A 12,624-nucleotide genomic window follows, 5' to 3' on the forward strand; every position below is an offset into this window, starting at 1 on the left:
TCGAAGCCATGACACCCACGCATGCCTCGTTGCGAGGCATGCGCTCACCGTTTTCGGGCGTTCAGAGCGCCCGGATCACGTGTTTGATTTCCTGAAAAGCAGCCAGGCCCCACGGTCCCAATTCGCGGCCGATGCTGCTCTGCTTGTAGCCACCCCACGCCGTCTGCGGGAAGATCACTTGCGGCGCGTTGAGCCATACAAGCCCCGCCTGCAGGGCATTAGCGACCCGCTCAGCAGTTTCGGCGTTACGCGTCACCACACTGGCGACGAGGCCGAACTGGCTGTCGTTGGCCAGGGCGATTGCCTCGGCTTCGCTGCTGAAACAGCGCACACAGAGCACCGGGCCGAAAATCTCTTCGCACCACAGCGCACTGTCGAGGGGCACGTCAGTGAACACGGTCGGCTGCAAAAAATATCCGCGCGGCAGATCCGCCGGACGATTACCGCCGCACACCAGCTTCGCGCCAGCGCTCAGGCCAAGGTCGATGTGCCCGAGCACACGCTGGTATTGCGCCTGATTCACCAGCGCGCCCATCTCCACGTCCGGATCGAACGGGTCAGCCACGCGAATCGCTTGCGCGCGTTTTTGCAGACGCTCGAGGAATTCCTCGGCCAGCTCATCGGCGACCAGCACCCGACTGGTGGCCGAGCACATCTGCCCGGCGTTGAAAAAACCACCGCCGCAAGCCAGTTCCACCGCCAGCTCCAGATCGGCATCTTCAAGCACCAGCAGCGAAGATTTGCCACCCAGTTCCAGGCTCACGCCCTTCACGGTTTCCGCCGCGCGCTGCATCACCTGCACACCGACGGCGTTGCTGCCGGTGAAGGAAATCTTCGCGATACGCAGATCAGCCGACAGCGGCGCACCGACCGCCAGACCGGTGCCGCAGACCAGATTGAACACGCCTTTGGGCAGACCGGACTCGGCGATGATCGCCGCCAGTTCCAGCTCCGGCAGCGGCGTGACTTCCGACGGTTTGAGCACCACGCAGCAGCCAGCGGCCAACGCCGGTGCGAGTTTCCATGCGGTGGTGACCATCGGGAAATTCCACGGCACGATCAGCCCGACTACTCCGCACGGTTCGCGGCGCAGGCGTGCGCTGAAATCGTCGCTGGGCAGCGCTACATTGCTGTCCTGTCTGGCGTCGAGACCTTCGGCGAGTTCGGCGTAGTACTCGAACGTGGCGATGACATCGTCGACGTCGATCGCCGCTTCGAACTGCGGCTTGCCGTTGTTGCTCGACTGCAGTTTCATCAAATGATCGCGACCGTTGCGCACGCCATTGGCGATGTTGCGCAGAATTGCGCCGCGCTCGGCGCCAGTGGTTTTCGACCAGTCCTTGAACGCTGCCGTGGCTGCGGCGACCGCTTGATCGACCGCTTGCTCGTCACCGCCATTGACCGTGGTCAGCAGCGCTTCGGTGGCCGGGTTGATCACCCGCAGATGCTCGCGACCGGCCGACCATTGGCCGTTGATGTACAGGCCATCGAGTGTGGTTGGGAAATTGATCATTGGGCCACCGCCTGCATCCATTGGGTCTGGTCGATTTCGATCAGGGTCGGGCCCTGCCGATCGGTTGCGGCACGCAGCGCGCTACGCAGTTGTTCAACCGAGTTGATCGCTTCGGCGGCGCAACCCAGGGCCTTGGCCACACCGATGAAGTCCGGGGTGTAGATGTCGACGCCAACCGGCTCGATGGCGCGGTTGACCATGTACTTCTTGATCTCTTCGTAACCCTGGTTATTCCACAGCAGGATAATCACCGGAGTACGCGCTTCGACGGCGCTCGCCAGTTCCGGCAAGGTGAATTGCAAACCACCGTCTCCGATCAGGCACACCACGGGCGGACGGGCGCCGCTCTCGATGCTGCCGCCGAGCCATGCGCCGATCGCCGCCGGCAAGGCGTAACCGAGGGTGCCGTACCCGGTGGAAGAGTTGAACCAGCGGCGTGGTCGTTCCGGGTTGAAGGTGAGGTTGCCGGTGTAGACCGGTTGCGTGGAGTCGCCGACGAACACCGCCTCCGGCAACTCGTGCAGAACGGTTTCAAGGAAACGCGTCTGGGCCAGCGTTGGCGCATCCCAGGTCGCGGCCAGATCATCGCGCAGACGCGCCGCCCGCACCTGCCCCCAATCGTTGCGACGCTCGGCCAACGACTGATGCGACAGTGCGCTGAGCAGCGCTTGTGCGGCGTTGCGCGAGTCGGCGACCAAGGCCACGTGCGGCGGATAGTTGCGCACGGTCTGATCGGCGTCGATGTCGATGCGCAGCAACTTGCCGGGGATTTCAAAGCCGCCGGCGAAGGTCACGTCGTAATCGGTTTCGGCCAGCTCGGTGCCGATCGCCAGCACCACGTCGGCATCAACCACCAGTGCACGGGTCGCGATCAGGCTTTGCGTCGAACCGATCAGCAGCGGATGGCTGGACGGCAACATGCCTTTGGCGTTGATGGTCAGCGCCACCGGGGCGTCGAGCAGCTCGGCCAGTTCGGTGAGTTCGACTGCGGCATCGATGGCACCGCCACCGGCGAGGATCAGCGGGCGCCGAGCGCCGGCCAGCAGTTCAGTCATGCGCCGTACGGCCGCCGGTGCAGCCCCGGCGCGGTCGATATTCACCGGGACGCTGGCGAGCAGTTCATCGGCTTCTTCCACCAAAACATCCAGCGGAATTTCGATGTGCACCGGACGTGGACGCCCGGCCTGGAACAGTGCGAAGGCACGGGCCAGCACGCCCGGCAACTCCGCCGCCGACATCAGGGTGTGGGAGAACGCAGCCACGCCGCCGACCAGCGCGCTCTGGTTCGGCAGCTCGTGGAGCTTGCCGCGACCGCCACCCAACTGGCTGCGCGTCTGCACGCTGGAGATCACCAGCATCGGGATCGAGTCGGCGTAGGCCTGGCCCATCGCGGTGGTGATGTTGGTCATGCCCGGGCCGGTGATGATGAAGCACACACCCGGCTTGCCGCTGGTGCGCGCATAGCCGTCAGCCATGAAGCCGGCGCCCTGTTCATGCCGTGGGGTGACGTGGTTGATGCTCGAACGGGCCAGCCCGCGATACAGCTCCACGGTGTGCACCCCGGGAATGCCGAACACCTGCTCGACCCCATAATCCTCGAGTAACTTGACCAGTACTTCGCCACACGTCGCCATGTCGATTGCCCTTGTTGTTTGATCAATACGCCGTGCCAAATGTGGGAGCGAGCTTGCTCGCGAAAGCGGTGTATCAGCCACATCAATGCTGAATGGAAAACCGTATTCGCGAGCAAGCTCGCTCCCACATTGATTCGGGTGGAATGGGCTCATTGAACGGGCGGCAGGTAGCGGCAACAATCGATTAAAAGTCATACTAGCCATGTCCTCACGTCATACCTTGGATCCACATGAAACGACTGCCTCCCCTGCCCGCCCTGCATACGTTTCTGATCACCGCGCAGTGCTGCAACTTCACGCGGGCAGCCGAGCAGTTGCACATCACTCAGGGTGCAGTGAGCCGGCAGATCGCCGGGCTGGAGGATCATCTGGGGTATGAGTTGTTCATTCGTCTGGCCCGAGGCCTGGAGCTGACCGCCGAAGGGCGTGAATGGCTGCCACGGGTGGAGAAGATTTTCGGCCTGATCAGCGAAGCCACCGAGCAGATTGGTCTGAAGCGTGAAACCCTGCAGCTCAAGGCACCGAGCTGCGTGATGCGCTGGCTGGTGCCGCGCTTGCTGCAATGGCAGAAGGAACGACCGGACGTGCCGGTCAAACTGACCACCACGCTGGCCCATGGCGTGGACTTTCAGCGCGAGCAATTCGATGCGGCAGTGATCTACGGCATGCCGCCGGACAACTCATCGACCGCCCTGCACCTGTTCGACGAGCAACTGACTCCGGTGTGTTCGCCAGCGCTATTGAAAGGCCCTCCGGCGCTGTCCGAGCCGGCCGACCTGCAACAGCATCTGCTGCTGCATCCAACCCGTGACACGCAGGACTGGACCGTGTGGCTGACCGCTGCCCAATTGCAGTTGGGCAACGTCAACATGGGGCAGCATTTCGAGACTCTGGATCAGGCAATGTCGATGGCGTCCCACGGGACGGGGGTGGCGATTGGCGACTGGTCGTTGATCGGCGATGACCTGCGCGCCGGACGGTTGGTGATGCCGTTTGAGTTGAAGGTGAAGACGGGGTTGGGGTACTACGTGGTGATGCCGCAGGGCGGGAAAGCCTCGCCGCAGCTGGAGGAATTGATGATCTGGCTGGTGGAGCAGGCGCATACCCGCTGAAACACCCCAAAAAACCTGTGGGAGCGGGCTTGCTCGCGAATACGGTGTGTCATTCACCGTTGAGGTCGACTGACACTCCCTCTTCGCGAGCAAGCCCGCTCCCACATTGGGTCTGCGTCGTTGCTTAATACCCGACCGTAAACCGCTGACGCGAATGTTTCGGCGTTTCCACTTCGTCAATCAGCGCAATCGCGTAATCGGCGAAGGTGATCCAGCTGCGACCTGCGGCACTCACCAGCAAGTGATCCTTGCCGACACGGAAGGTGCCGGAGCGCTCACCTTCGACAAACTCTGCCGACGGCGACAGAAAGGTCCAGTCCAGGTCCTTCTCCTGATGCAGTGCATCGAGGAATGCCGCGCCAGCGCTGGCCTCGGCTTTGTACTCGGCGGGGAAACCGGCGCTGTCGATCACGCGAGTGTCGTCCGGCAGCAACAGCGAACCGGCACCGCCGACCACCAACAGACGCTTCACGCCCGCCTGCTTCACCGGGTCGATCACGGCGCTGGCGGGTACGGTGGCGAAATGTGCGGCGCTGATCACTACATCGTGACCGGCCACTGCGGCTTGCAGCGCCGCCGAATCCAGCACATCGAGATTCTTGCTGACGACACCGGCACGCGCGCCGATCTTCGAGGTGTCACGGGCGATAGCGGTAACGCTATGGCCGCGACGCAGGGCTTCTTCCAGCAGTTGGCTGCCGGCACGGCCGGTGGCACCAATAATTGCGATCTTGCTCATGACATTCTCCAGTTGGCTTGAGAGTGCTGCGTTTTCAGAATCGGGTTACCACTTCATCTCGCCCTTGGCGACTTTGGCGCTCAGCTCCAGCGAGCTTTCTTCGCCGAGTTTCGGGTAGCGCTTTTGCATGGCCTTGATCAGTGCGGCGGAATCCTTGGCCTTGGCGGTTTCTTCGTCGAAAGCCTTAATGTAGTCGGCGGTGAATTTCACGCTAGCCAGCGAGCGGCTGCTCTCGCCCAGGTAGTGACCGGGCACCACGGTTTTCGGCTTCAGGGTTTGGATCGAGTGCAGGGTTTGCAGCCAGTCGGCGTGGGATTGCGCGGTCTGGGTATCGGCCATCCACACATGGATGTTCTCGGCGACCACAACGCCACCGACCACGGCCTTGAGCGACGGGATCCACACGAAGCTGCGATCCGGTTGTTTGCCTTCAAGGCCGACCACCTGCAGTTTCTGCCCTTCGAGCATCAGGCTGTCGCCCTTGAGCACGCCCGGCACGATGGTTTTGGCCGGCACGTCGGCGCCCATTTTCGGGCCCCAGAAAGCGAGCTTGCCTTCGACGGTTTTGTTGATGTGATCCACGGTCGGCTGCGAGGCCAAAACCACAGCGTCGGGGAAGGCCTTGGTCAGGGTGTCGAGGCCGAAGTAGTAATCCGGGTCACCGTGGCTGATGTAGATGGTGGTCAGGTGTTTGCCGCTGGCGCGGATCTTTTCCACCACTTGCTCGGCCTGGGACTTGCCGAATTGGGCGTCGACCAGAATCGCGTCTTTCTCGCCGCTGACCAGCACCGAGGTCACCGGAAAAATCGCCTGGGTGCCCGGGTTGTAGACATCCAGGCTCAAGTTGGCGGCAGCAGCGTGCGCTGCGAAACCGAGGGTGGCGGTAGCCAGCAAAACGCGCTTGAGGGTAGTGAAGCCGATCATCTGTTGCTCCGTTGTCTGAATGCCGTGTTTGGCGATGGGACAGAGCTTAGTTGCCTGACTCGATACAAAAAATGCGATGCTTGAACATAGTTTGTTTCTGAAAGCGGGCAAATCATGGATCGTCTCCAAGCAATGCGGGTGTTTGTCACGGTGGTGGACCTGGGCAGCCAGTCGGCGGCGGCCGATCACCTGGACCTGTCGCGGCCAGTGGTGTCGCGCTATCTGGCCGAGCTGGAGGACTGGGTCGGCGCGCGCCTGATGCACCGCACCACGCGCAAGTTGAGCCTGACTGCCGCTGGCAGCGAAATCCTGCCGCGCTGCCGGCAGATGCTCGAACTCTCGAGCGACATGCAGGCGGCGGTCAGCGAACCCCACGATGCACCGCGCGGACTGCTGCGCATCAGCGTCAGTACCTCGTTCGGCCAAGCGCAACTGGCCGACGCCATGGCGGCGTACGTCAAGCGCTACCCCGGGGTCAGCATCGACCTGCAGATGCTCGATCGTACGGTGAACCTGGTGGATGAGCGCATCGATCTGGCGATCCGCACCAGCAATGACCTGGACCCGAACCTGATCGCCCGACGCCTGACGGTGTGCCGTTCGGTGGTCTGCGCCGCGCCGGCTTATCTGCGGGACAACCCGCCACCGCAACGGGTCGAGGACCTGAGCCGGCACAATTGCCTGACCCACTCGTACTTCGGCAAAAGCCTGTGGCATTTCGACGAGCACGGCGAACCGGTGTCGGTGCCGGTGCAAGGCAACATCAGCGCCAACGAGGCCAGCACCCTGTTGCGCGCAACCCTGGCCGGTGCAGGCGTGGCGATGCTGCCGACCTATCAGGCCGGGGTGCACGTGCATGCCGGTGAACTGGTGCGCCTGCTGCCCGATGCCGAGCCACGGCAGATGAACATCTACGCGGTGTACGCCTCGCGCAAGCACATGCCGGCGGCGCTGCGCAGCATGCTGGATTTTCTTGTCGAACGATTCCCGGAAAATCCCAAATGGGATATGGGCCTGTAAATCCGCTCCCACAGGGTGTTATCCGTATTCTGAATGGTATGTCACATACGCGGGAGCCGTGGCTGGAAACTCTGTGCCGCTGACCTATGCTGAAAGTAATACCGCAGGGTATGCGTTCAGAGGTCCACGCCATGAACATCAGAACAAGAAGGTACTTCGCGATTTTCATCACCTGCGCCGCCACGCTGGCGCTGTACGGCACCGCGGCCTGGCGGGTCGAGCAACTGCGACAACTGCCCCGCGAATACGCCAGCTGCAATTTCGAGCGCTGCATTCCGCACAACGCGACGCTCAATGCACTGCGCTGATCGAGCAGACACGGATTTCCCCTTGTAGGAGTGAGCCTGCTCGCGATAGCGGTGGATCATTCAGATAAATTTTGACTGATACACCGCTATCGCGAGCAGGCTCACTTCTACAGGGAGGTGTGTTTGAATTATTGTTCGGCCTTCAGCCGGTCGCGAAACGCCTTTGGCGAAATTCCAACCCTACGCCGGAACAGGCGCGTGAAGTTGGTCGGATCGGAAAACCCCAACAACTCCGACATCTCGTAAATGGTCATGCTGGTGTACGTCAGCAACCGTTTGGCTTCCAGTAACTGGCGTTCGTGCATGATCTGCAGCGCTGGCTGCCCTGCCAGTTCCCGGCAAGTACCGTTGAGGTGCGAGACCGATATGCCCAGGCGATGGGCCAGGTCTTCAACCTTCACATGCTGGCGGTAAGTCTCCTCCACCAATTGAATGAAACCGTTGAGGTATTCGCGCTGGCGTTGCGGACGCTGGCTGGCGTTATGGCGCACGAGCGCCTGACGGCTGACCCAGACCATGATCACGCTGACCAGCGAATGCATGAGCATGTCTCGCGCCGGCTGATGGCCGTTGTATTCGGCCTGCAACGCTGAAAACAGACTGTTCAGGTACTGCGCATCCTTGCCCGCCGGGTAGTGCTCGGGCTGCGCCAGGGCGTGCACCGAGTTGCCCAGTTGCGCCTGCAGGTGATTGATCAACGGATTGGCGAGGGTGACGACAAAACCTTCGACGTCCTCGGAAAAACGAAAACCATGCACCGACAGCGGCGGCAGGATCTGAATCGCCGGTTGATCGAGCTGCGTGCGTTGTCCTTCGATTTCAAGCTCTGCCTGACCTTTGAAAACGAAGAGTAACTGGCACAAATCGGCGTGGCGGTGGGGTTTGATTTCCCATTGATGTTCGCGGCTGCGTTTGGAAATGGTTTCACAGTGCAGCAAGTCAGGGGTCGGCCAGTCCAGGCTTTCACCGTAGAGCTTGAACACCGGAATCGAAGGCAGGTCAGGCTTGTTCATCACTTCAATCCAGGCCTCGAGGTTGCGGGCGATAATCGCACCGATTGGCAGAATGTACAGGTATCGGCTCAGTTTTCACCTTCAATTGACAGACCCGCAAGGGAAAAATGCAAGCACTCGATCCATAAAAATTATTCACCGGCTCATACCGCGTGAAGCTTGCGAGTCATAAAAACAATGAAAACGCTGAAAACCCAAGTCGCCATCATTGGCGCCGGTCCCTCCGGATTGCTCCTCGGCCAGTTGTTGCACAACGCTGGCATCGACACCCTGATCCTTGAACGCCAGACGCCCGATTATGTACTCGGGCGAATTCGCGCCGGCGTGCTTGAACAAGGCATGGTAGAGCTGTTGCGCCAGGCCGGCGTGGGTGCGCGCATGGATGCCGAAGGGTTGGTGCACACCGGCTTCGACCTGGCGCTGGATGGACGTCTGGCCCACATCGATCTGCAGGGTTTGACCGGCGGAAAATCCGTCATGGTTTACGGTCAGACCGAAGTCACTCGTGACCTGATGGCCGCTCGTCGGGAGGCCGGTGCACCGACGATTTACGAGGCGAGCCATGTCGTTCCTCACGGCATGAAAAGCGACGAGGCGTTTGTCACCTTCGAAAAGGACGGCGAAACCTGGCGCGTGGATTGCGATTACATCGCTGGCTGCGACGGCTTTCATGGCGTCGCCCGGCAGTCGATTCCGGAGGACTGCCTGAAGATTTTCGAACGGGTCTATCCGTTCGGCTGGCTGGGGATTCTCGCCGACACCCCGCCGGTGCACGAGGAACTGATCTACGCCCGTCACGAACGCGGTTTTGCCCTGTGCAGCATGCGTTCGGCCACGCGCACCCGTTATTACCTGCAAGTGCCGGCCGAGGAAAACGTCGCCGACTGGTCCGATCAGCGCTTTTGGGATGAACTCAAAACCCGCCTGCCGGTGGCGCTTGCCGAAAAACTGGTCACTGGCCCGTCGATTGAAAAAAGCATCGCGCCGCTGCGCAGTTTTGTCGTCGAGCCGATGCAGTACGGGCGGATGTTTCTGCTCGGCGATGCCGCGCACATTGTTCCGCCCACCGGCGCCAAGGGCCTGAACCTGGCCGCCAGCGATGTCAGTACGCTGTTCAACATTCTGCTGAAGGTCTATCGCGAGGGCCGCACCGACCTGCTGGAGAAATACTCGCAGATCTGCCTGCGCCGGGTGTGGAAAGCCGAGCGGTTTTCCTGGTGGATGACCTCGATGCTGCACCGTTTCGAGGAGCATGACGATTTCAGCCAGCGGATCAGCGCCTCGGAACTGGACTACTTCGTCAGCTCAGAAGCGGGTCGAAAAACCATTGCAGAAAATTACGTCGGACTTCCGTATGAGGCTATCGAATAGCCTGCTATCGACTTACACTGGCGAGCATCTCCCGCTCGCCTTGCGACCTGCGGGATCCTCACTGCCCGCAGGTTCCGCCCGTGACCAATCTTCACCAGCCTGAAACACCCAAACCGGCCATTCGCAGCGTGCTGGTCGCGCTGATGCTGGCGATCTTTCTCGGCGCACTGGACCAGACCATCGTCGCCGTCTCGATGCCGGCCATCTCCGCACAATTCAAGGACGTCAGCCTGCTGGCCTGGGTGATTTCCGGGTACATGGTGGCGATGACCGTGGCCGTGCCGATCTACGGCAAGCTCGGCGATTTGTACGGACGGCGCAAACTGATGCTATTCGGCATGGGCCTGTTCACCCTCGCTTCGCTGTTCTGCGGCATGGCGCAAAGCATGGAACAACTGGTGCTGGCGCGGATTCTCCAAGGCATCGGCGCCGGCGGGATGATTTCAGTCAGCCAGGCGATCATCGGCGACATCGTCCCGCCCCGCGAACGCGGCCGTTATCAGGGTTACTTCAGCAGCATGTACGCGGTGGCCAGCGTCGCCGGGCCGGTGCTCGGCGGCTACATGACCGAATACCTGTCGTGGCGCTGGGTGTTCCTGATCAACCTGCCGCTGGGGCTTGGCGCGTATTGGGTAGCGCGGCGCAACCTGCGTGGGCTGCCGATACCGCAGCGCAAACCGATCATCGACTACTTGGGCACCCTGCTGATGATCATCGGCCTGACGGCGTTGCTGCTGGGCATCACTCAGGTCGGCCAGGGCCATTCGTGGCGCAGCAGCGAAGTACTCGGATTGTTCGCCTGTGCGGTGCTGGTGCTGGCGGTGTTCGTCTGGCATGAACGTCGGGCGCGGGAGCCGCTGCTGCCGATGCACTTGTTCACCAACCGCAATGCGTTGCTGTGCTGGTGCACGATTTTCTTCACCAGTTTCCAGGCGATTTCGCTGATCGTGTTGATGCCGCTGCGCTTCCAGAGCGTCACCGGCGCCGGGGCCGACAGTGCCGCGTTGCACCTGTTGCCGTTGGCGATGGGCTTGCCGATCGGTGCCTATTTCGCCGGCCGGCGCACGTCGATCACCGGGCGCTACAAACCGCAGATCCTGACCGGGGCGATCCTGATGCCGCTCTCGATTCTCGGCATGGCGTTCAGTCCACCCGAAGCGACGCTGCTCAGCGGTCTGTTCATGTTGCTCAGCGGCATCGCTGGCGGCATGCAATTCCCGACGTCGCTGGTCGGTACGCAGAACTCGGTGGAACAACGCGACATCGGCGTCGCCACCAGCACCACCAACCTGTTCCGCTCACTGGGTGGCGCGGTGGGAGTAGCGTTGATGTCGGCGCTGTTGCTGGCCCTCTTGCAGGACTCGAGTTTCGCCCATCTGGCGAGCAATTCACTGATCAGCGAAGGGCACTCGGGCAACGTACTGCTCGACGGTTTGAACGCGGCCCCGGGCGATGCGCAGAACGCCTTGCGCGCCGAGCTTTCGGTGACGTTCCGGCATTTGCTGTGGGTGAGCACGGCAGTGTCGTTGCTGGGGCTGGCGGCAGCGATCGCGATGCCGAACAACCTGCTGCGCGGGCGGGAGCACGGCGCCAAATAACAGCAACACCATAAAACCCTATAGGAGTGAGCCTGCTCGCGATGAAGGTGTGTCAGTCGACATCACTGTTGATGACGCACCGCCTTCGGGAGCAAGCCCCCTCCCACAGTAGCGCAATGCTGTTCACTCAAGGAAAAACGGCGCTTACCCCAAAATGGGAAAGCGCCGTTTTTCTTGGGCTTCGCCTCAGTACCAAAGATCAAAAACTTTCGGTCTGCGACTTAAGTGAACAGCATTGCCCACAGTAGCGAGTGCTTCACTCAAGGGCTGTAGTAACCCACCGCTACCAGAAAGTGCCCGACCTTCTTCAGGTAGGCATGCTTGTCCTCGACCTTGCCGGTCACCGGATTTTTCCAGCGGTATTCGTATTCGCCGTCATCCTGCTTGGCGATCAGCGCCAGGATCGGCTCGCCAACCGGTTTGCCTTCCGGGTCCTTGATCTTGCTGAAATCAGTGTTGATCAGCCGCAGATTGGTGCCGTGGGCAACATAGCGCTGGGTGTTCAGATCGACCACGAACACGTACAGGTCATCCTGCAGATAACCGCCCTTGAGCGAGTTGATGGCCGTCAGTGTGCCCTTTTCGTCCTTGCCCAGATCGGTCGCAGCCTTGTCGAGCAGGGTCTTGGCCTGTTCTGCCGAAGCCCGTGGCAGGTAATAGCCGACCGCGAGGATCCGCTGGCCGATGCGCTGATAGTAGACATGCTTGCGCTCGACCTTGCCGTCCGCCCAATTCTGCCAGCGGTATTCGGCTTGCTGGATGCCGTTGCCTTCGGGCACCAGCAGCGCATCCTTGAAGGCCTTTTGCAGATCCGGCCCGAGCACTTCGCTGACATCACGCCCGATCAAGGCAGAGGATGGCCCGCCGCTGGCGAGCATCACGCCCTTGGTGTCGACCACGAACACGTAGCGATCCTTGTCGACGAACTCGCCCTGACGGCTGAACGCGGCGAAGGCCTTGTCGCCGTTGTCGTGGTAATAGGCCAGGGCCTTTTCCAGCAACGCGATGGCAGCGTTGCTATCGTTTTTTTGTGTGGTGGCGGCGTTGACCTGCCCTGCCCCCACCAGAAACATCACACCGAGCCACGCCACTTTATGCAAAAACCCCATAACGCATCCCTCGTTCTTGTTGGTGTTTCAAGAGCGTAGACGGCTTGGGGTGATGTATGGATATTCAGTGCATATCGAAAGATTGCAGCAGATGTCTGTGGCGAGGGGGCTTGCCTGTGGGGAGGGGATTTATCCCGATGGGCTGCGTAGCAGCCCCCAAACCATCAGCTCGGTGTGTCAGGAAAAATGTGTAGCCTCAATCTGGGCTGCTGCGCAGCCCATCGGGGATAAATCCTCTCGCTACAGATGAACCACCTGACAACAAGAGTTGCTGACCCTGGCC

The 12,624-nt window shown here is 61.2% G+C and carries 11 protein-coding genes; 5 read left to right on the forward strand and 6 right to left on the reverse strand.

The features are described 5' to 3' along the window. Positions 1–61: 61 nt before the first annotated feature. Positions 62–1,513, reverse strand: coding sequence for an aldehyde dehydrogenase family protein (locus tag QMK55_RS06955; RefSeq protein WP_320328926.1), 1,452 nt, complete (start codon positions 1,511–1,513; stop codon positions 62–64). Then, complete coding sequence (locus QMK55_RS06960; protein ID WP_320328927.1) at positions 1,510–3,147, reverse strand: 5-guanidino-2-oxopentanoate decarboxylase; 1,638 nt, start codon at positions 3,145–3,147, stop codon at positions 1,510–1,512. Before QMK55_RS06960 ends, QMK55_RS06955 begins: the two co-directional genes overlap by 4 nt. 230 nt (positions 3,148–3,377) lie before the next feature. Between QMK55_RS06960 and QMK55_RS06965 the strand changes: the two genes are divergently transcribed. Further along, positions 3,378–4,259, forward strand: a complete 882-nt coding sequence (locus tag QMK55_RS06965) for a LysR substrate-binding domain-containing protein (protein WP_102354988.1) — start codon at positions 3,378–3,380, stop codon at positions 4,257–4,259. Positions 4,260–4,383: 124 nt separating this feature from the next. On the opposite strand, the gene QMK55_RS06975 is transcribed toward QMK55_RS06965, so the two are convergent. Next, entirely contained in the window at positions 4,384–4,998 is a 615-nt protein-coding gene (locus QMK55_RS06975; RefSeq protein ID WP_320328928.1) for an NAD(P)-dependent oxidoreductase, read from the reverse strand. Positions 4,999–5,043: 45 nt separating this feature from the next. Further along, the gene (locus tag QMK55_RS06980; protein ID WP_102354986.1) at positions 5,044–5,922 is read right to left on the reverse strand and encodes an MBL fold metallo-hydrolase; all 879 of its coding nucleotides are present in this window, start codon (positions 5,920–5,922) and stop codon (positions 5,044–5,046) included. A 114-nt stretch (positions 5,923–6,036) separates the two neighbouring features. On the opposite strand from QMK55_RS06980, the gene QMK55_RS06985 reads away from it, so the two are divergent. Together QMK55_RS06985 and QMK55_RS06990 are read left to right on the forward strand one after the other, a co-directional pair. After that, positions 6,037–6,942 carry a LysR family transcriptional regulator gene (locus QMK55_RS06985; protein ID WP_218244968.1) on the forward strand — a complete coding sequence of 302 codons (906 nt, stop codon included), beginning with the start codon at positions 6,037–6,039 and terminating at the stop codon, positions 6,940–6,942. Positions 6,943–7,073: 131 nt separating this feature from the next. Beyond that, positions 7,074–7,250, forward strand: coding sequence for a hypothetical protein (locus tag QMK55_RS06990; protein ID WP_007964044.1), 177 nt, complete (start codon positions 7,074–7,076; stop codon positions 7,248–7,250). A gap of 128 nt (positions 7,251–7,378) precedes the next feature. Here the strand turns inward: QMK55_RS06990 and QMK55_RS06995 are convergent, their stop codons facing one another. Continuing rightward, on the reverse strand, positions 7,379–8,263 hold the full coding sequence (locus QMK55_RS06995; protein WP_102354984.1) for a helix-turn-helix domain-containing protein: 885 nt from the start codon (positions 8,261–8,263) through the stop codon (positions 7,379–7,381). A gap of 177 nt (positions 8,264–8,440) precedes the next feature. On the opposite strand from QMK55_RS06995, the gene pobA reads away from it, so the two are divergent. Both pobA and QMK55_RS07005 read left to right on the forward strand, forming a co-directional pair. Next, positions 8,441–9,634, forward strand: a complete 1,194-nt coding sequence (gene pobA / locus QMK55_RS07000) for a 4-hydroxybenzoate 3-monooxygenase (protein WP_320328929.1) — start codon at positions 8,441–8,443, stop codon at positions 9,632–9,634. Between the two features lie 80 nt (positions 9,635–9,714). Continuing rightward, positions 9,715–11,232, forward strand: coding sequence for an MDR family MFS transporter (locus QMK55_RS07005; RefSeq protein WP_320328930.1), 1,518 nt, complete (start codon positions 9,715–9,717; stop codon positions 11,230–11,232). Positions 11,233–11,492: 260 nt separating this feature from the next. Here the strand turns inward: QMK55_RS07005 and QMK55_RS07010 are convergent, their stop codons facing one another. Next, entirely contained in the window at positions 11,493–12,341 is an 849-nt protein-coding gene (locus tag QMK55_RS07010) for a cache domain-containing protein (protein ID WP_320328931.1), read from the reverse strand. Between the last annotated feature and the right edge of the window lie 283 nt (positions 12,342–12,624).

This window comes from Pseudomonas sp. P8_229 (genome assembly GCF_034008635.1).
Taxonomy (GTDB): domain Bacteria; phylum Pseudomonadota; class Gammaproteobacteria; order Pseudomonadales; family Pseudomonadaceae; genus Aquipseudomonas.